The organism is Pseudomonas nunensis (genome assembly GCF_024296925.1).
Taxonomy (GTDB): Bacteria; Pseudomonadota; Gammaproteobacteria; order Pseudomonadales; family Pseudomonadaceae; genus Aquipseudomonas; species Aquipseudomonas nunensis.
In genome coordinates, this window is record NZ_CP101125.1 from 458,769 (window position 1) to 478,259 (window position 19,491).

16 protein-coding genes and 1 pseudogene are annotated in these 19,491 nt (G+C 59.9%); 5 read left to right on the forward strand and 12 right to left on the reverse strand.

All coding sequences use genetic code 11. The annotated features are described in order from the left end of the window. Window positions 1–150 precede the first annotated feature (150 nt). Genes NK667_RS02055 through NK667_RS02075 form a run of 5 tightly spaced genes read right to left on the reverse strand, consistent with a single transcriptional unit; the run spans window position 151 to window position 5,539 of the window. Window positions 151–1,149 carry an AAA family ATPase gene (locus NK667_RS02055; RefSeq protein WP_054613714.1) on the reverse strand — a complete coding sequence of 333 codons (999 nt, stop codon included), beginning with the start codon at window positions 1,147–1,149 and terminating at the stop codon, window positions 151–153. Beyond that, complete coding sequence (locus NK667_RS02060) at window positions 1,146–2,309, reverse strand: DUF4350 domain-containing protein (protein ID WP_054613715.1); 1,164 nt, start codon at window positions 2,307–2,309, stop codon at window positions 1,146–1,148. Before NK667_RS02060 ends, NK667_RS02055 begins: the two co-directional genes overlap by 4 nt. Beyond that, the gene (locus NK667_RS02065; RefSeq protein WP_054613716.1) at window positions 2,306–3,853 is read right to left on the reverse strand and encodes a DUF4129 domain-containing protein; all 1,548 of its coding nucleotides are present in this window, start codon (window positions 3,851–3,853) and stop codon (window positions 2,306–2,308) included. Before NK667_RS02065 ends, NK667_RS02060 begins: the two co-directional genes overlap by 4 nt. Then, window positions 3,840–4,817: a stage II sporulation protein M gene (locus NK667_RS02070; RefSeq protein ID WP_054045769.1), complete on the reverse strand. Its 978-nt coding sequence runs from the start codon at window positions 4,815–4,817 to the stop codon at window positions 3,840–3,842. Before NK667_RS02070 ends, NK667_RS02065 begins: the two co-directional genes overlap by 14 nt. Then, entirely contained in the window at window positions 4,814–5,539 is a 726-nt protein-coding gene (locus NK667_RS02075) for an RDD family protein (protein WP_054045045.1), read from the reverse strand. The genes NK667_RS02070 and NK667_RS02075 overlap by 4 nt, the downstream gene beginning before the upstream one ends. Before the next feature lie 186 nt (window positions 5,540–5,725). On the opposite strand from NK667_RS02075, the gene sbcB reads away from it, so the two are divergent. Continuing rightward, window positions 5,726–7,156 (forward strand): exodeoxyribonuclease I, encoded by a 1,431-nt coding sequence (sbcB, locus tag NK667_RS02080; RefSeq protein WP_054613717.1) that lies wholly within the window; start codon window positions 5,726–5,728, stop codon window positions 7,154–7,156. A 97-nt stretch (window positions 7,157–7,253) separates the two neighbouring features. On the opposite strand, the gene mvaT is transcribed toward sbcB, so the two are convergent. Beyond that, window positions 7,254–7,631 (reverse strand): histone-like nucleoid-structuring protein MvaT, encoded by a 378-nt coding sequence (gene mvaT / locus NK667_RS02085; RefSeq protein ID WP_007933316.1) that lies wholly within the window; start codon window positions 7,629–7,631, stop codon window positions 7,254–7,256. Between the two features lie 338 nt (window positions 7,632–7,969). On the opposite strand from mvaT, the gene purU reads away from it, so the two are divergent. Next, window positions 7,970–8,818: a formyltetrahydrofolate deformylase gene (gene purU, locus NK667_RS02090; protein ID WP_054045042.1), complete on the forward strand. Its 849-nt coding sequence runs from the start codon at window positions 7,970–7,972 to the stop codon at window positions 8,816–8,818. A gap of 82 nt (window positions 8,819–8,900) precedes the next feature. Next, window positions 8,901–9,077 carry a hypothetical protein gene (locus NK667_RS02095; RefSeq protein WP_177331408.1) on the forward strand — a complete coding sequence of 59 codons (177 nt, stop codon included), beginning with the start codon at window positions 8,901–8,903 and terminating at the stop codon, window positions 9,075–9,077. Window positions 9,078–9,207: 130 nt separating this feature from the next. Here the strand turns inward: NK667_RS02095 and NK667_RS02100 are convergent, their stop codons facing one another. From NK667_RS02100 to NK667_RS32710, 5 genes and pseudogenes are all read right to left on the reverse strand, one after another. Further along, on the reverse strand, window positions 9,208–10,203 hold the full coding sequence (locus tag NK667_RS02100; protein WP_054045040.1) for a glucosaminyl phosphatidylglycerol flippase: 996 nt from the start codon (window positions 10,201–10,203) through the stop codon (window positions 9,208–9,210). Beyond that, window positions 10,200–10,976 carry an N-acetylglucosaminyl phosphatidylglycerol deacetylase gene (locus NK667_RS02105; protein ID WP_054613718.1) on the reverse strand — a complete coding sequence of 259 codons (777 nt, stop codon included), beginning with the start codon at window positions 10,974–10,976 and terminating at the stop codon, window positions 10,200–10,202. Before NK667_RS02105 ends, NK667_RS02100 begins: the two co-directional genes overlap by 4 nt. After that, entirely contained in the window at window positions 10,969–12,090 is a 1,122-nt protein-coding gene (locus NK667_RS02110) for an N-acetylglucosaminyl phosphatidylglycerol synthase (RefSeq protein ID WP_054613719.1), read from the reverse strand. The genes NK667_RS02105 and NK667_RS02110 overlap by 8 nt, the downstream gene beginning before the upstream one ends. A gap of 193 nt (window positions 12,091–12,283) precedes the next feature. Then, window positions 12,284–13,048: a methyl-accepting chemotaxis protein gene (locus NK667_RS32705; protein WP_375538741.1), complete on the reverse strand. Its 765-nt coding sequence runs from the start codon at window positions 13,046–13,048 to the stop codon at window positions 12,284–12,286. A gap of 93 nt (window positions 13,049–13,141) precedes the next feature. Then, window positions 13,142–14,173 (reverse strand): annotated as a pseudogene (locus tag NK667_RS32710) (HAMP domain-containing protein); the annotation flags it as partial. A gap of 190 nt (window positions 14,174–14,363) precedes the next feature. Between NK667_RS32710 and NK667_RS02120 the strand changes: the two are divergent. Further along, on the forward strand, window positions 14,364–15,851 hold the full coding sequence (locus NK667_RS02120) for a helicase HerA-like domain-containing protein (protein ID WP_054614070.1): 1,488 nt from the start codon (window positions 14,364–14,366) through the stop codon (window positions 15,849–15,851). Window positions 15,852–15,970: 119 nt separating this feature from the next. On the opposite strand, the gene NK667_RS02125 is transcribed toward NK667_RS02120, so the two are convergent. Next, window positions 15,971–16,426, reverse strand: a complete 456-nt coding sequence (locus tag NK667_RS02125) for a DUF721 domain-containing protein (protein ID WP_054613720.1) — start codon at window positions 16,424–16,426, stop codon at window positions 15,971–15,973. A gap of 307 nt (window positions 16,427–16,733) precedes the next feature. On the opposite strand from NK667_RS02125, the gene secA reads away from it, so the two are divergent. After that, window positions 16,734–19,469: a preprotein translocase subunit SecA gene (gene secA / locus NK667_RS02130; protein ID WP_054045031.1), complete on the forward strand. Its 2,736-nt coding sequence runs from the start codon at window positions 16,734–16,736 to the stop codon at window positions 19,467–19,469. Window positions 19,470–19,491: the final 22 nt, after the last annotated feature.

Genomic DNA, 19,491 nt, shown 5'->3' on the forward strand with positions numbered 1-19,491 from the left:
GCGCGCTTTCTGTGGCGAGGGAGCTTGCTCCCGCGGGGCTGCGAAGCGGCCTCAAAATGTCAGGTCGACCGCGCTCGCCGGATTTACGACTGCTGCGCAGCCGAGCGGGAGCAAGCTCCCTCGCCACAGGGGGTGTGTGCGCGGCGGCGATCACAGGCGCGGCGCCGGGACTTGTTCGAGCATCTGGCCGAGTACCTGATCGACATCCAGCCCTTCGATATCCAGCTCCGGTGCAATCCGTACGCGATGGCGCAACACCGCCAGTGCACAGCCCTTTATGTCATCCGGGATCACGAACTCGCCACCGCGCAACAATGCTCGCGCCCGGGCGCAACGCACCAGCGCAATCGAGGCGCGCGGGCCGGCGCCGAGGGTCAGGCCGGGCCAGGTGCGCGTGGCGCGGGCCAGGCGGATCGCGTAGTCGAGCACCTGTTCGTCGAGGGGCAATTCGCTGGCGATCCGTTGCAACGCCATCACGTCCTTGGCTTGCAGCACGGTGCGCAGTGGCTGCACATCAAGCATGTCGGCCCGGGTCGAACGGGTGACCTGGCGCACCATGTCCAGTTCCTGCTCGGCGTCGGGATAGTCCATGCGCACCTTGAGCATGAAGCGATCCAGTTCGGCTTCCGGCAGGGGGTAAGTGCCTTCTTGTTCGATCGGGTTTTGCGTGGCGAGCACCATGAACGGTTGCGCGATCGGTAGTGCCCGACCTTCGAGCGTCACTTGGCGTTCCTGCATCGCTTCAAGCAGCGCCGCCTGAGTTTTCGCCGGGGCGCGGTTGATCTCATCGGCGAGCAACAGGTTGGTGAACAGCGGACCTTTACGCAGTTTGAACTGCTCGGTCTGCAGGTCGTACACCGCATGCCCGGTGACGTCGCTGGGCATCAGGTCCGGGGTGAACTGGATACGCGCGAACTCGCCACCGAAGCAACGCGCCAGTGCCCGCACCAGCAAGGTCTTGCCCAGCCCCGGCACACCTTCGAGCAATACATGGCCGCCGGCAATCAGCGCGGTGAGCACGTTATCGATCACGATGTCCTGGCCGATCACGGCTTTCTGCAATTCGCTGCGCACTGCCTGGGCCAATTGACTGGCGCGCTGGCGTTGCTGGGCGGCGTGGTTGGGTGTGCCGGGCTCGATGTCACTCATAAGGCATTCCTCAAGGTTTGCAGGTGGGCGACCTGACGGCTGAACTCAGCGCTGGACAGCCGCTGTTTCGGGCGCGGGCTCAGGGCCTGGCTGATGGCGCGGGTGGGTTGCCGGGTCAGGCGCGCGAGCACCAGCCATTGTTCGGCAACCGCCAAGTGTTCGAAACCGGGATGACGGCGGCGGGCACGGCGCAAGATGTCTTGCTGCAAGCCGTGCAACAGGCTGTCCTGCCCATGGTGGCGCAGCATGAAATCGGCGCTGGCGCGCAGGTGTTCCTGAAGTTGGCGACGGGCTCGCGGCGCCGGTTGCAGCAACGGGCCATGGCGCACGCCGACGTGCCAGCAAGCGAGGCCAATCAGCGCAGCGAGGGCGACCAGCGCCTGGGGGAAATACCGCAGCAGCAAGGTCAGCAGCGAATCGTGATCGGTGTTGTACAGCAGCGTCACGCTGGTGTCGGCGTTCAGGTACCAGAGCAGCCAGGCATTGTCGTATTGCTCGATGGCCGGGGCTTTCCACAGGTCGGCGTCGGTGATCACGGTGATCGAACCGAGCCCGTAGTTCAGTTGCATCATGTGCGTGGCCTTGCCACTGTTGGCCCAGGCCTGAGCGAGGTTCTTCGGGTCTTCGAGATGGAACGCGGTGTCGAAACTGACGTAGGCCGGCGCGTCTTCGTCTTCCAGGTAGAGCTTGGTCAGGTTGGGATAAGGATCGGGGTCTGGATCGGGGGGCAGATCCTTGAGGTCTTTGCTCAGGGATTGATGCAACTGCACCCGGTCGAGCAGCAGGTCATTGCTCTGGCCGGTTTTCTCATCCCACAACGACTCGGCGACGAATACCAGGCGGCCGCCGGCGCGGGTCCAGTTCAGTACTTGATCGATCTGGCGCGGGGTCATGTTCGAGCGGTCGCCGAACAGCAACAGGCTGTGCTGGCGCGGATCGATGCCGGGCAGCACGTCGAGGCTGTTCGCGTGCGTGACCGTGACTCCCTGTTTGCGCAGAAATTGCTCCGCCGCCAGATACGGATTGGCCCGGGCTTCGGGGGAGGGGCCGTGATCGACGATCTCCTGATAGGGCGTGGCCTTGAGGTACAGATAAAAGCACAACGCGCCGAACAGCACCGCGAACACCGCGCCGAGGACTTGCCACCCACGCCGGTTCAACGGGCGGCTCCCGGTTTGAACAGCGCGCGCCAGCCGTCACAGAGTTCCTGTTGCAACTGCGCTGGCGGCAGGCGATGCCCGTAGGCCAGGTTCTGCCAGTGGCGGGTCAGGGTTTGACTGAAGGCCAGCAACGCCGGTTGCTGCAGTTGCCCGATGCGTTCCAGCACCTGGCCTTCGGTGTCGGCGTCTTTCAAGGGCAGATTGAAGTCATGCAGCAATCGGCTGAGCAGCGCCCTATATAGCAGGCCGAGGGCTTCGCGAGGGTTGGTCTGCCAGAGCGCTTCGGCACTGGCGGCGACATCGGCGGGCAGGGTTTCGTGATGCACGTCCAGCCCGAACAATTGCTTCGGCGCCGGGCGTTCCACCTTGTGGTGCCGGGCTGGCCGGCGGCTGACAAACGCCTGCAACCAGTCGCGATAGCGCCAGATCAATAATCCGATGGCCGCGATTACGGTGCCCCACAGCAACACTTCGATCAGCGTGGCCAGGGCGCCGAAGCGTGGGTTGTCCAGCAGCCGCAGCAGCGCCTTCAACCATTCGGGCGTGGTGCCATCGTCCTTGGTTTTGGCTCCTTCGGGTTTGTCTTCGCCAAAACGATAACGGGTGACGGACTCCTTGTTCTTGAACGGCGGCTGCTCAAGGATCGCCTTGATGCTGTCCCGGGATGCCTGACTGGTCAGGGGTTGGTCAAGCAGGCGTGGCGTGTCCGGCGAAATCACCGGCTCGGCGGCCCACACGCTTTGCGCCGTCGGCATCATCACCAGCACTGCCAGTAACAGGGCGACCGCCGCGCTGCCCAGACGCTGGCGCATCCGGCGGAACACCAGTTCGATGTCCCAGGCTTCCAGCACTGTGCGCCGGTTCAGGTAGAGGCTGAAACCGCAGGCCACATAGATCGGTTCCCACACCACCAGCACCAACGCGTAGAAGGCATTGGTCAGGTGTTCCAGCCAGCGCCAGTCGTGGGTGGTCGCGGCAATGAGGGTCTGCCAGTCCCAGTCGAGTTCGATCTGTTGCGGCAGCAGCAGGTAGAACAGCACCATCATGCCGATCCACAAGGCGCTTTCCAGATGCACGCCGATGATCGTCAGCCACTGCGCGGCGCCAGCGTTGCGTTGCAGCAGCACGCGCAAGCGCTGTTGGCGGGCCGTGCCATCCAGGCCTTCGAGTTGCACCACCGGCATCAGGAAACTGCGGCTCAGGCTGAGGCGACGCCAAGTCAGGCTGGCCAGCAATTGCGGCTTGAGCAGTCGTGGCCATTCGCGCAGGGCTTGTTTGAGGCTGGGGGGTTCACCGAACAGGGTTTTCGACAGGATGTACAACGGCAGCCGTTCGAACGCCGGTTTGAGCCACCAGAAAATGAACACTGCCAGGGACGGCGAATCCCACAGCAGCAGGCTGAGCAGGATGAACACCGGCAAGGTCACGATGGCCCAACTGGTCATCAACAGCCGACGATGCCGTTGCGTCAGCAGCACGCCCAGGTCCATGGCTTCCCAGCTATTGCGTGGGCGAATCACCACTGTGGCATCACTCAGGCGCATGGCGACTCCGTCCGGCGAACAGCAGATACAGCGCCATCAGAATCCAGAGCCCGGCACCGACCAGGTATTTGGTCAGTGGCGTCGGCGCGGTCATGGATGACCAATAAGCTTCGATAAACGCCGCAATCAGCAGAAACAGCATCACCCCGCAAATCAGCAGCACGCTTTTACGCGCGGCGAAGCGCAAGGCTTCGGCCCGGGGTAGGCGCCCAGGCGCAATCAACGCCCAGCCCAGTTGCAAACCGGCGGCGCCGGACAAGGCGATCGCGCTCAACTCGAAAGCCCCGTGGCCAATCACGAATGACCAGAAGGTTTGCCCGTAGCCGATGTGGGTCAGGTGCCCGGCCACCGCGCCGATGGTCAAGCCGTTGAAGAACAGGAAAAACGCGCTGCCCAGACCAAACAGCAAACCGCTGGCGAAGGTCTGAAAGGCGATGCCGATGTTGTGCATGATGTAGTAGCCGAACATCACCCAGTCTTCGCTGGCCGCTCGTTCGGCCGAACGCCCGAGGTGCCCGGCGACCGGGTCGTACATGCTTTGCATCTCACTGACCTGATCGGCCGGGATCAGGTTGTAGATCAGGTCCGGGAACAAATACACCAGCAGACCCATACCGACCAGACTGCCAAAAAACATCAGCCCGGCGGCGAGCACGAAGGGCCACTGTTGGCGCACCAGCCGCGGGAAGTCGGCCAGGATAAACGCCAGCGCGTTGGCCCCCAGTCGGCTGCGATGCCGATAAAACTGTTGATGCCCGCGCAGCACCTGATGCTGCAACGAATCCACCAGGAAACTGCTGTAACCGCGCTCCCGGGCCAAGGCCAAATGGTGACAGAGGCGGCGATAGTCTTTCGGGAAACTGGCGATGCGTGAGGCGTCCTTGCCCCGTTCCAGACGGTCGAGGACGAGGGCGAATTGCTCCCATTCGGCCTTGTGGCGACTTTCGAAAAGGCTTTGCTTCATGTGGGACCCAACAAGCCACGGGCGATGCCGTTGAGTTCGGCCACGGCTCGCGGTGGCGGAACCTGCAACGGTTGGGCGAGGATACTCGCCAATTCATTCACCCGTGCCGGGGAGAGCTCGCCCTGGCGTTCGGCAAAACCGAGGACGGCGCGCTGTTCGATGAGGGTCAGGGCAAAAGTCGGGCGCCGGGGTTGGGCGTCGGGCAGGTCGGGGCGGGTGAGCGGTTTTTCGCTGTAGATCACCAGCGTACCGGCGGCAATGTCACCCAGGCGTTTGAAGGTCGGATGTTGCAGGCAACTGATGGCGCCGAGGAAGTAGCCGAACGGCAGCAGGTCGACAAAACGCAGCAGGTTGCGCAGCAGCGAGGCCGACCAGCCAACTGGCGTGCCGTCGTCCTGCACCACCCGCAGGCCCATCCACTGCTTGCCGGGCGAGCGGCCCTGGTTGAACACTTCGAACAGCACCATGTACCACCAACTGATCCCGAACAGCAGGATCGAGCCCAGCCCGGCACCGAGCTTGCCGAGAAACGCCAGGACGAAAAACAACAGGCCAAGGATCAACCCGCGCAAACCAAGGTCGATGCTGAACGCCAGGGCGCGGACCATCAACCCGGCCGGACGCAGTGGCAAGTCGATGCCTTCGGGCGTTTCGACTTGATACCGCGTGTCCAGAGGCGGGGACAGCGTCGCTTTCCTTGGCAGTGCTGTGGTCTCGAGCATGGGCAACCTGAATGATGTGGCCGGATCGGGATTCAATGTCTATCCGATGCTAGCAGCCTCTCGGGTGAAAACGACATAACTATGTATTGCACGATGCAAGGCAGCAAATGATTGAATGACAAGATGACTGGCCGCAGCGACTGGTCTGCGCCTAGACTTCGCCGGTCTTCAGTTCAGGAATAGCCCGTGACCTCCATCTTCTGGTACGACTATGAAACCACTGGCATCAACCCCCGTTGCGACCGCCCGCTGCAAGTCGCGGGGATTCGCACCGACTTCGACCTCAATGAAATAGACGAGCCGGTCAATCTGTATTGCCAGCCCAGTGACGACATCCTGCCGCATCCGGCAGCGTGCGCGATCACCGGTATCACGCCGGCTCGTCTGGCCGAACAAGGCTTGAGCGAAGCCGATTTCATGACCCGGGTGCATGCCCAACTCGCGGCCCCCGGCACCTGTGGCGCCGGTTACAACACGTTGCGTTTTGACGATGAGATGACCCGTTACAGCCTGTATCGAAACTTTTTCGATCCGTATGCCCGTGAGTGGCAGGGCGGCAATAGTCGCTGGGACCTGATCGATGTGGTGCGCGCCGCCTATGCCTTGCGCCCTGATGGCCTGGCCTGGCCCACGGACGACGAAGGGCGGGTGACGTTGAAGCTGGATCGCCTGACGGTCGCCAACAACATCGATCACGGCAATGCCCACGAAGCTTTGTCGGACGTACGCGCGACGATTGCCCTGGCCCGTCTGGTCCGGGAGAAACAACCGAAGCTGTATGACTGGCTGTTCCAGTTGCGCAGTAAACAAAAGGTGATGGATCAGGTTCGGCTGTTGCAACCGATGGTGCACATCTCCGGGCGATTCTCGGCGGCGCGCAGTTTTGTCGGCGTGGTGTTGCCTTTGGCCTGGCACCCGCGAAACAAGAACGCACTGATCGTCTGTGACCTGCACCTGGATCCCCAAGGCTTGCTCGACCTGGATGCCGAGACGTTGCGTCAGCGCTTGTATGCCCGTCGTGATGATCTGGCGGAAGGCGAACTGCCGGTGCCGCTCAAACTCATCCATATAAACAAATGCCCGGTGGTGGCGCCGCTGTCGGTACTTCGCCCTGAAGATCAGCAACGGCTGGGGCTGGATATGGCGCTATATCAGGCGCGGGCACTGCGGCTAAGTGACGCACAACAAGTTTGGCGAGATAAAGTCATGGCGATTTATGCCAGCGAAGATTTCGCCGCGAGCCAGGACCCGGAGCAACAGTTATACGATGGCTTTATCGGTGATCGGGACCGGCGTCTATGTGAGCAAGTCCGGGCCGCTGACCCAGTGCAATTAGCGCAACAACAATGGCCGTTCGATGATGAACGTTTGCCGGAATTATTGTTTCGATATCGCGCACGCAACTTCCCCGATACGTTGAATTTCGAAGAGCAAGAACGTTGGCGAATGTTTTGTCAGCAACGTTTGTCTGCTCCTGAATGGGGCGCGCCTAATACCCTCGAATCTTTTGCGCAGGCGACGGCTCAATTGACGATAAGTGCTACACCGTTTCAGCAACAGGTACTCAATGAATGGCAGAATTATGTCCAGGCATTACGCAAACGTTTGAGTCTTTGAATTCGAAAGAAGTCGCCTGAATGCCAGGCATAAAAAAACGCCAGCATCAGCTGGCGTTCTTTTTTGTCACAGAACCGGTCTGTGACAGACGTGCGGCTTAGCCCAGCAGGGTAGCCCAGCCTTCAACCACATCACCGCCCCACTTGGCTTTCCACTCTTTCAGAGTTTTGTGGTTGCCACCTTTGGTTTCGATGACTTCGCCGTTGTGCGGGTTTTTGTATTGTTTAACTTTGCGAGCGCGCTTGGTGCCGGTAGTTTTTACTGCGCCGCCACGTGGTGCTTTGGTTTTGGACTCTGGATCCAACAGCGCGATGATGTCACGCAGGGATTTGGAGTACTCGCCCATCAGGGTGCGCAGTTTGCCTTCGAATTCCAGCTCGGTTTGCAGTTTGTCGTCTTGGGACAGATTCTTCAAACGGGCTTGCAGCTCTTTGATAGCTTCTTCGGTGGCGCGGTATTCGTTGATCAAGGACATGAGGACTACCTTATGTAGGTCGCGGGATGGCAGGGACAGTGCCGCAATAATAGTCAGGCTGTTTCATCAAGTAAACATTTAACCGGAGTTTATTTAATTTAGTTGCGGCGAGTACGTCACAGATTTGATGTGTTGTTAAATAGTGTCAGCAGGATCAACACAGATATTCACAAATTGACTCTTGAAGATGGGCCACAAGAACTCCATCGCGCGGGCGGCGACGCGGCCAGAAATCCGGGGCGCTGAGCGGCGTGCGGGTCAAGATGTCATCAATACTGCAGTTTTGCGCCGCAATCGCTAGAATGGCGGCCTTTGCGAAGTTCTGGAGTTTTACCCTCATGCGCACTTTTCGGCTGGTGATTGCTTGCCCGGACCGCGTCGGCATCGTTGCTAAAGTCAGTAACTTTCTGGCGTCACATAACGGCTGGATCACTGAAGCGAGCCATCACTCGGATAATCTCAGTGGCTGGTTCTTCATGCGTCACGAAATTCGTGCCGATTCGCTGCCTTTCGGCCTCGAAGCCTTTCGCGAAGCGTTCGCGCCGATTGCCGAAGAGTTCTCGATGAACTGGCGTATTACCGATACCGCGCAGAAAAAACGCGTGGTGTTGATGGCCAGCCGTGAATCCCATTGCCTGGCGGACTTGTTGCACCGCTGGCACAGCGATGAACTGGACTGCGAAATTTCCTGCGTGATTTCCAACCATGATGACTTGCGCAGCATGGTCGAGTGGCACGGCATTCCTTACTACCACGTTCCGGTCAATCCGCAGGACAAAGAGCCCGCCTTTGCTGAAGTTTCGCGGCTGGTCAAACAGCACGATGCTGAAGTGGTCGTACTTGCCCGTTACATGCAGATTCTGCCGCCGGAGTTGTGCAGCGAATATGCCCACAAGGTCATCAACATTCACCACAGCTTCCTGCCGTCGTTCGTCGGGGCTAAGCCGTACCACCAGGCTTCCCTGCGTGGCGTGAAGTTGATTGGCGCCACGTGCCACTACGTCACCGAAGAGTTGGACGCCGGTCCGATCATCGAGCAAGACGTGGTGCGCGTCAGCCACAGCGACAGCATCGAAGACATGGTGCGCTTCGGCCGCGATGTCGAGAAGATGGTGTTGGCCCGTGGTTTGCGTTATCACCTGGAAGACCGGGTGCTGGTGCACGGCAATAAAACTGTCGTGTTCTAACCACCGCGCAGTTGAAATTCGAAGGGCCTGGGCGTTCAATCGCTTCAGGCCCTTCGCCGTTTCTGCACTGAGGACATTGACCATGGCCGATCCACTGGACAAAGCCACTTCCAAGGCGCCCGCCACATTAGGCGAGGGTTGCTTGAGTCGTTATGACCCGGACGACATGAGCCCGGAGGACGGCACGGAGTTTCCCGGCGCTGCCGAGTTGTGGGAACAGGTGAAACCGGAGTCCGGCGAAGAAGGGGTTAAACCCTGAAAAGAACTCCTACAGGGAAACTCATTCCACCTGTAGGAGCGAGGCTTGCCCGCGAAAGCGTCCTGCCTGCCAACATCAATATTGAATGTCCCGCCGTCTTCGCGGGCAAGCCTCGCTCCTGCATTGGGCTTCAGGCTTGCTTGAACTTCATCAACTTCTTGAGCAACGGCCGCCCCAGCATGATTAAAAACACCGGCCCGCCGACCACCAGATAAAAGTAATACGTCACCGCCCGCCAGATCAGAATCGCCGCCGCCGCGGTGGATTTCCCCACCATCGGTGCCAACAGCGCCGCCGACGTCAATTCCGCCGCCCCGGCACCGCCTGGCAACAGGCTGAATTGCCCCGCACTCAGCGAAAGCATCTGGATCAGAAAACTCCAGGCCCACTGCAAATCCGCCCCGAGCCCACGCAACGCCAGGTACAACACGCTGTAGCGCAAAACCCAATGCACGCAGGTCAAGGCAAATACTTTGATCAACGTCTGATAAGGCAACTTCAACGTGTCCGTAAACGCCGCCAGAAAGTGCAGAAGTTTTCGCGCCCAGCGCAGGCGTGTGGTGGCTTTGACATTCAGCCGGGCGAGCAAGCGACCGCTCAGGCGAATCAATAAACGGTGATAACGCGCCACGACCACGCAACTGACCAACCCGCCAAACATCGAGATGGCGCTGACCGTCAGCAACCATTCCATGCGCTGGCTGAGGTGCTGGAACAATGCGTAAATCAGAATCCCGCTCAGGGCGCAGAGGAAAAACAGCAGGTCGCTCAACTGATCCATGGCAAACACCGCGCTGCCCCTGGCCGGGCGTACGCCGTTGCGGGCCAGCAGGGCCATGATGGTCAGCGGCCCGCCACTGCCTCCGGGCGTGGCGCAGTAGGCAAATTCGGCGGCCATCACCACGCCGAGGCTTTTGACACGGCTGACCTTGTCGCGCTGATCACCCAGCAACAGGCGCAGGCGCATGGTGTTCACCACCCAGCACAGCAAGATCATGCCGAACATGATCAGCAAACCGCTCAGCGGAAAGTTTTGCAGGCGCGACCAGGTTTCGTTGCCGCCCAGCACCAACGGGATCATTACCGCCGCGAGCAGCGCGAGGAACAGCAGAATCCCACGACTCATGCGGCGCGGCCGATTCGGTCTTGGTGCAGCGTCAGCCATTTGGCCTTGGTCATTGGCACACGGCCCTCGTCGAGTAAGCGTTTAAGGGTTTGTAGCCAGTAATCGCGGGAAAATCCATGGCGCATGTCCACCGGGTGCAAGCCCAGACGAATCACTGGCGCTTGTCGCCAGCGCTGTTCGCGTTGATCGCTGAGCAATTTCGACAGCCCGCGACGCCAGGCACTGCGCGCACTCCACACCAGTCCGGGCGCCTCAATCGGGCTAAAGTCCGGCAAACGATACAGGTGTTGCGGATCGCTGGTGTAACTCAATGGCAACTGACGCAACGCCTGGCGCGTGCCTTCACTCATCAGCCAGGCTGGGGCAACGAAGCCCTGCAAGGGCCAACGGTAACGCTGAAACACTTCGATACCGGCGCGCAGGCGGGCGAGGGCTGCTGCCTGGGACAGGCTATAGAACTCGCCTTCGTGGGTGTAGATGCGCCGCATGAACCAGTCGCGGGGCGTGGTGGCCGGCGGACTGTCGTCGCAATGAAAGTAACCGTGCAGTGCCAGTTCATCGCCCCGGTCGACACGACCGCTCAACATCCGCCGAAAACCTGGATGTGCCTCCAGATCGTTGTGTTTGTGGAAGTCGGGCACCACCAGCCAGGTTATCGGTATCTCGCCCAAGGCATCGACGGCTTCGACAAAAGGTTGGTAATCGGCCCAGGTCTGCGGCGCCACATCGTGCAGCACCAACAGCAGCGCCGGCGGGGGGCTGGAGTCAGCCATTGGCGGTCAGCGGCCATTGAGTGCCAAGCACGGCGTGATAATGGCCGAGCAGGCTGTTGACCACCGCGTCCCAGGCGTAATGCCGTTCGACATGCTGCCGGGCTTGTTCGCCGAGCATGACGCTGCCACGGCTGAACAACTCACGTACCGCACTGGCCATGGCCAGTGGATTGTTCGGTGTGCAGAGCAGGCCGCATTGCTCGGTGACAATTTCCTGAAAAGCCCCGGCCGCCACCGCCACCACCGGAATACCACTGGCCATGGCTTCAAGGATCACAAGGCCGAAGGTCTCCTGGTCGCCGGCGTGCAGCAACGCATCGGCGCTGGCCATCAACCGTGCGACTTGCGGCGCCGGGCAGAACTCATCCACCACCGTGACGTTATCCGGCACCTGCGCCGGCATCGAGGAACCCACCAGCAACAAATGATAGCGAGGCCCCAGGCGGCGCATGCAGTCGAGCAGCACTGGCAGGTTTTTCTCCTTGGAACCACGGCCAGCGAAGATCAGCAGCCGTGTGTCTTCAGCAATGCCCAGTTCGGCCCGCAGACCGGGGTCACGGGCAGTGGGGTTGAAGGTTTGCAAGTCGACGCCCAGGGGTTGCACGAACACATTGCGCACGCCGAGGCCGATCAGCTTATTCGCCATGACCTGGCTCGGCGCGAGCACTCGGTCGAAGTTGCCATAGAGCTTGCTGACGTAGGCCTCGACATTATTGGTCACCCAATTGCCCATGCGATTGCTGACCAGCAGCGGCAGGTCCGAGTGATAGAAGCCGATCACCGGCACATCCAGTTGCCGCCGCGCATCCAGCGCCGCCCACGCGGTGAGGTACGGGTCTCCGACTTCGATCAGGTCGGGTTGCAGATCCTGCAAGACATTGCGCCATGGCGCCAAACGAAGAGGAAAACGATAACCCTTGCCGAAGGGCAGGGCGGGGGCGGGGACTTGGTATACACCGTCCTGTTCGCTGAGGTGTTTACCCGGTATCAACAGGCTGTGACGAATGCCCGGCTTCACGCTGAGGCGACGGTGCTTGGCATCCAGATAAGTGCGCACGCCACCGCTGGCAGGGGCGTAGAACATGGTTATGTCCGCGATATGCACGATGAACATCCCTCCGGTCCGGTCCTCTCCCTAGGTTGACCTTTATGAAGGATAGATGTTCGTTTGGGGTTTTGCGGTGGGGGGTGTCAGCGAGGGATGGGGTGTTGGGGAGGCCGTCTTCGCGGGCAAGCCTCGCTCCTACAGGTGATTGCGTAATCCTGTAGGAGCGAGGCTTGCCCGCGAAGAGGCCCTCAAATACAACCTAAATACGGAAACTGCCCACCAACTGCTTCAACCGCGCCGCCTGCTGCTCAAGGTCCGAACACGCGCGCAACGTCGATTGCAGGTTTTCCACGCCTTCCTGGTTCAACGTGTTGATCTCGGTGATGTCGACATTGATCGACTCCACCACCGCCGTCTGCTCCTCAGTCGCGGTCGCCACCGACTGGTTCATCCCGTCGATCTCACCGATGCGCAAGGTCACGCTGTTCAGGCGTTCGCCGGCCAGGTTGGCGATTTCCACACTGTCCTGACTGTGGCGCTGACTTTCGCTCATGGTGCTGACCGATTCTCGGGCACCGACTTGCAGCTCCTCGATCATGGTCTGCACCTGTTGCGCCGATTCCTGAGTCCGGTGCGCCAGGTTGCGCACCTCGTCGGCCACCACCGCGAAACCACGACCGGCCTCACCGGCACGCGCCGCTTCAATCGCAGCGTTGAGCGCCAGCAGGTTGGTTTGCTGGGAGATGCTGGTGATCACTTCCAGAATCTGCCCGATGTTCACGGTTTTGCTGTTCAGCGACTCGATATTGGTGCTCGACGCGCTGAGCATGCTCGACAGCTGATTCATCGCCTTGATGCTGCGATCCACCACTTGCTGGCCATCTTCGGCCAGGCTGCGCGCATCGCTGGCCTGGTTCGACGCTTGCGCGGCGTTGCGCGCAATTTCCTGGGCGGCGGCGCCGAGCTGGTTGATCGCCGCAGCCACGCTGTTGGTGCGCGAAGCCTGCTGGTCGGAGTTGAACATCGACGAGTTCGATGCAGCGACCACACGCAGGGCCACTTCGTTGACCTGGCCGGTGGCCGAGGACACTTCGCGGATCGACGTATGAATCCGCTCCACGAACCGGTTGAAAGCGGTACCGAGGACGCCGAATTCATCCTGGTTCTGGATGGTCAGGCGTTTGGTCAGATCGCCTTCACCGTCAGCGATGTCTTCCATCGCGCGTGTCATGACGTGCAGCGGCTGGATCAGGATGCGGATCAGCATGCCGAGCAGGGCAATGATGATGGCCACGGCAATGACGGTGGCGATGATCGCCGAGGTGCGGAACTCGCTAAGCATGGAGAAGGCTTTGCCTTTGTCCACGGAGAGCCCTACGTACCAGTTGACCGAAGACAGCCCCTTGATCGGTGTGAAGGTGACGATGCGGGTTTTGCCGTCAACCTGGATTTCGCTTAACTGACTGCTGATCGTCGGGGTGTCTTGCGGGTAGACATCCTTGAGCGTTTTCATCACCAGCGCTTTGTCCGGGTGGGCGAGGATCTTGCCGTCGGCGCTGACCAGGAAGGCATAACCCATTCCGTCGAAGTCCAATTCGTTGAGGCTGTCGGCGATCACCTGCAAGCTCAAGTCGCCACCGACCACGCCAAGGTCCTGGCCGGCGTTGGTGACCCGGTTCACGATGGAAATCACCAATTGCCCGGAAGCCAGATCGATGTAGGGGTCAGTGAGTGCCGGGCCGCTGGCGTTTTGCGCGGCCTTGTACCACGGGCGAACGCGAGGATCGTAGCCGTCGGGCATCTTGCTGTTCGGGCGGATGATGAAGGAGCCATCCTTGTTGCCCAGGAACGCCCCCATAAAGGTCGAACTCACCGACTTTTGTTCGAGCAGGGTGGCGACATTGCCGGCCTCTGCATTCAGCGCAACGGTTTGTGACAGGTTTTCGATCAGCAGGCTGCGGCCGGCCAGCCAGGTTTGAATGTTTTTGGCCGTGACGTTGCCCATCTCTTGCAGATAGTTGTCCAGATCACGGCGAATCGCATTGCGTTGCAAATAGTCGTTGTACAGCGTGAACGAGGCGAAGGCAGCAATAACGATCAGGGCGGCGGCAAGCAGTATCTTATGGCTGAAGCGCAGATTTTTATTCATGGCTTGGGGTGTCCGCTAAGGTCTTATATGTCCAAGGCGTGCTTTTATATAAAGACGCGCAAAATGGGCAGTGTTGAAATCAAGCTGATATTCCGTCTCTCCTTAAGGGACTACCGAGGCTCTTTTCAGTCGTGTTTCTCACTTCTTTTTATCGGCCGTGAAGGATCAAAGATTAACCATGGGTGACAAAATGCCTGACTCATTGCAACTCGTTATCGGTGCCGACCTCGCGGGGCAGCCGATCGCCCAGGCCATGCGCCTGGCGAACCGTCACGGTCTGGTCGCGGGCGCCACCGGTACCGGCAAGACCGTCACGTTGCAGCGCCTGGCCGAAGCTTTCAGCGACGCCGGCGTGGCGGTGTTTGCCGCCGACATCAAGGGTGACCTGTGTGGCCTGGGCGCCGCCGGTAACCCGCAGGGCAAGGTCGCCGAGCGGATCGACGGCATGCCGTGGCTGAACTACAAGCCCCAGGCGTATCCGGTGACCTTGTGGGACATTCACGGTGAGTCCGGTCATCCATTGCGCACCACCCTGAGTGAAATGGGCCCGCTGCTGATCGGCGCCCTGCTGGAGTTGAGCGACAGCCAGCAGTCGGCGCTGTACGCCGCGTTCAAGGTCGCCGACCGCGAAGGCCTGTTGCTGCTGGACCTCAAGGATTTGAAAGCGCTGCTCAATCACCTGCGAGACAACCCGCAATTGCTGGGCGACGACGCAGCATTGATGACGACAGGCTCCAGTCAGGCCTTGCTGCGGCGCCTGGCGATCCTGGAGCAACAGGGCGCTGAAGCCTTGTTCGGCGAACCGGCGCTGCAACTCGAAGACATCCTGCAACCGACCGCCGATGGCCGCGGGCGCATTCACTTGCTGGATGCCAGTCGTCTGGTGCACGAAGCGCCGAAGGTCTACGCGACGTTCCTGCTGTGGCTGCTGGCAGAGTTGTTCGAGCAACTGCCGGAACGTGGCGATGCGGACAAACCACTGCTGGCGCTGTTTTTCGACGAAGCGCACTTGTTGTTCGCCGACACGCCCAAGGCGTTGCAAGAGCGTCTGGAGCAAGTGGTGCGGTTGATTCGCTCCAAAGGTGTGGGCGTGTATTTCGTCACCCAGTCCCCAGGCGACTTGCCGGACGACGTGCTGGCCCAGCTCGGCCTGCGGGTTCAGCATGGCTTGCGGGCATTCACCGCCAAGGAACAGAAATCCCTGCGCGCGGTGGCTGACGGCTTTCGGCCGAACCCGGCGTTTGACGCTTTATCGGTGTTGACCGAACTGGGAATCGGCGAGGCGCTGGTCGGCACCTTGCAGGACAAGGGCACGCCGGAGATGGTCCAGCGAGTCTTGGTCGCACCGCCGCAATCGAGGATCGGACCATTGACCGAAACCGAACGCACGATGCTGATCGCCGGGTCGCCATTCAAGGGGCGTTATGACAAGCCGGTTGATCGTGAGTCTGCGTATGAAGTGTTGATGGGCCGCAAGGGGCTGGCGCCTGAAGCTGACGCAGCACCGGGTAAACCGGTGGCAGAAGAGCCAAGCTTCACCGACAAGGCCGGGGAATTCCTCGGCACGGCGGCGGGGCAGGCACTGAAATCGGCGATGCGACAGGCGGCCAATCAATTGGGCCGACAGTTGGTGCGCGGGTTGATGGGTTCTTTGTTAGGCGGAAGTAAACGCCGATAACAAGCGGACACAGATCAAATGTGGGAGCGGGCTTGCTCGCGAAAGCGGTGTGTCATTCAAAAATAATGTCGACTGACACTCCCTATTCGCGAGCAAGCCCGCTCCCACAGGGGATTCGGTCAGTCCTTGGGTTTGGCGTGCGCCGCAAGACGCTCCAGCGCCGCGCGCAAATTCGGATCACTGATCCCGTCAGCCGTCGCCTGAATGGTCGCACCCGCATCGCTGGACAAACTGATGGTATGCCCCGCTGCGCCTTGCTGGACGGTCGGTGGTTGCACCTTGAACAGAATCCGGGTCAGGCTGGCAAACTCATCGAACAACTGCAATTGCCGTTGCAAGCGCTTCTGCTGGTAACGCAGGCGTGTCGCCCAATGCCCATCGGTGACAATCAGCAACAAACTGCCTTCGCGCCACGAAGCCACATGACAGTGCTCACGCGCGGCAGGCTGCAATTGGCTTTCCACCAGGCGTTGTAAATGACCCAGGCGTTGAGCTTGGCCGAAAATGGCTTTCAGCGGTTTGGCTTCGCGAAGCAGAACGGCGGGTGCTCTGGCCGTGAGAGGGCGAAATGCCATGATCAGACACCTGAAGTAACAGAGCCGCCATGGTAGCAGAAAGCATCCGATGCGCCTGACCCATTGCTTTGCGAGCGCTTTACCCATTAAATCAACAAGTAACTTCTACCGTGAATGGGTTGAAGTTCAGCAAAAAGCCCTTATTTTAAGTGAGCCCCGTAACAGCGCAGTGCATGCATCGTGGAATAACGCCACTTTCCTCACCATCGTTTCCGGGTAGAATGCTCGTTCGCATGCGGCCATGAGGGCTGCACGGGCGACTCACGGGGCCGCCCTCCATCCCTTTAGTGTGGAAGATCCTGCCGATATGTTTGCGCCTTTGTTAAAGAAACTTTTTGGAAGCAAGAACGAGCGTGAAGTCAAACGCATGCTCAAGACGGTGCAACTCGTCAATGCCTTCGAAGAGCAAATGGTGGCCCTTTCGGACGATCAATTGCGTGCCAAGACTGATGAGTTCAAGGCCCGCATCGCCAAAGGGGAAACCCTCGACAAGCTGTTGCCAGAAGCTTTTGCGGTCGCCCGCGAAGCCGGCAAGCGCGTCATGGGTATGCGTCACTTCGATGTCCAGCTGATCGGCGGCATGACCTTGCATGAAGGCATGATCGCGGAAATGCGTACCGGTGAAGGCAAGACCCTGGTGGCAACACTGGGCGTTTACCTGAACGCGCTGTCCGGCAAAGGCGTGCACGTTGTTACCGTGAACGACTACCTGGCCCGTCGTGACGCCAACTGGATGCGTCCGCTCTACGAATTCCTCGGCATGACGGTCGGCGTGGTTACCCCATTCCAGCCGCCGGAAGAAAAACGCCTGGCTTACGCCGCCGATATCACCTACGGCACCAACAACGAATTCGGTTTCGACTACCTGCGCGACAACATGGCGTTCAGCATGGAAGAAAAATTCCAGCGCGAACTCAATTTTGCCGTGATCGACGAAGTCGACTCCATCCTCATCGACGAAGCCCGTACCCCGCTGATCATTTCCGGTCAGGCTGAAGACAGCTCCAAGATGTATGTCGAGATCAACAAACTGATCCCGCAGCTGGAACTGCACGTCGAAGAAGTCGAAGGCGAAGTCACCAAGGCTGGTCACTACACCGTCGACGAGAAGACCCGCCAGGTCGAACTCAACGAAGCCGGTCACCAGTACGTTGAAGAAATGCTGACCCGTATCGGCCTGCTGGCTGAAGGCGAAAGCCTGTACTCGGCGCATAACCTGGGCCTGCTGACCCACGTTTATGCCGGTCTGCGTGCGCACAAGCTGTTCCATCGCAATATCGAATACATCGTGCAGGACGGTCAGGTTGTGCTGGTCGACGAACACACCGGTCGTACCATGCCGGGCCGTCGTCTGTCCGAAGGCCTGCACCAGGCCATCGAAGCCAAGGAAAATCTGAACATTCAGGCCGAAAGCCAGACCCTGGCTTCGACCACGTTCCAGAACTACTTCCGTCTGTACAACAAGCTGTCCGGCATGACCGGTACCGCTGACACCGAAGCGTTCGAATTCCACCAGATCTACGGTCTGTCGGTGATGGTTATCCCGCCGAACAAGCCGCTGGCGCGTAAAGACTACAACGACCTGGTGTTCCTCACCGCGGACGAGAAATACGCCGCGATCGTGGCCGACATCAAGGAATGCATGACCCAGGGCCGTCCGGTGCTGGTGGGTACTGCAACGATTGAAACGTCGGAACACATGTCCAGCCTGCTGGTGAAAGAAGGCATCGAACACAAGGTTCTGAACGCCAAGTTCCACGAAAAAGAAGCCGAGATCATTGCCCAGGCCGGTCGCCCAGGCGCACTGACCATCGCCACCAACATGGCCGGTCGTGGTACCGACATCCTGTTGGGCGGTAACTGGGAAGTGGAAGTGGCTTCGCTGGAAGACCCTACACCTGAGCAAATCGCCCAGATCAAGGCCGACTGGCAGAAACGCCATCAGCAAGTGCTGGAGTCCGGCGGCTTGCAGGTAATTGCTTCCGAGCGTCACGAATCGCGCCGTATCGACAACCAGTTGCGTGGTCGTGCCGGTCGTCAGGGTGACGCCGGTTCCAGCCGTTTCTACCTGTCGCTGGAAGACAGCCTGATGCGCATCTTCGCCTCTGACCGGGTGAAGAACTTCATGAAAGCCCTGGGCATGCAGTCCGGTGAAGCGATCGAGCACCGGATGGTGACCAACGCCATCGAGAAGGCCCAGCGCAAGGTTGAAGGCCGTAACTTCGACATTCGCAAGCAATTGCTCGAGTTCGATGACGTCAACAACGAACAGCGTAAAGTGATCTATCACATGCGTAACACGTTGCTGGCCGCCGACAACATTGGCGAAACCATCGCTGACTTCCGTCAGGACGTGCTCAACGCTACCGTCAGCGCGCACATTCCACCGCAATCGTTGCCTGAGCAGTGGGACGTTGCCGGTTTGGAAGCCGCGTTGCAGAGCGACTTCGGTGTGGCGTTGCCGATCCAGAAATGGCTCGACGAAGACGATCACCTGTATGAAGAAACCCTGCGCGAGAAGCTCATGACCGAGCTGCTGGCGGCGTACAACGAGAAAGAAGAGCAGGCGAGCGCCGAAGCGCTGCGCACCTTCGAGAAGCAAATCGTTCTGCGTGTACTCGACGACCTGTGGAAAGACCACCTGTCGACCATGGATCACCTGCGTCACGGCATTCACTTGCGTGGTTATGCGCAGAAGAACCCGAAGCAAGAGTACAAGCGCGAGTCGTACACGCTGTTCTCCGAGCTGCTGGATTCGATCAAGCGCGACTCGATCCGTGTGCTGTCCCACGTTCAGGTTCGCCGCGAAGATCCGGTCGAAGAAGAACAACGCCTGCGTCAGGAAGCCGAAGCACTGGCCGCCCGCATGCAGTTCCAGCACGACGAAGCGCCGGGTCTCGAGCAACCGGAACTGCTCGGTGAAGAGGTCGATGTCGCCCTCGCCACCGCACCGGTACGCAACGATCAGAAGCTGGGCCGTAACGAACTGTGCTACTGCGGTTCGGGCAAGAAATTCAAGCATTGCCACGGGCAGATCCAGTAAAACCCGTTTCAATCGCTGAAAT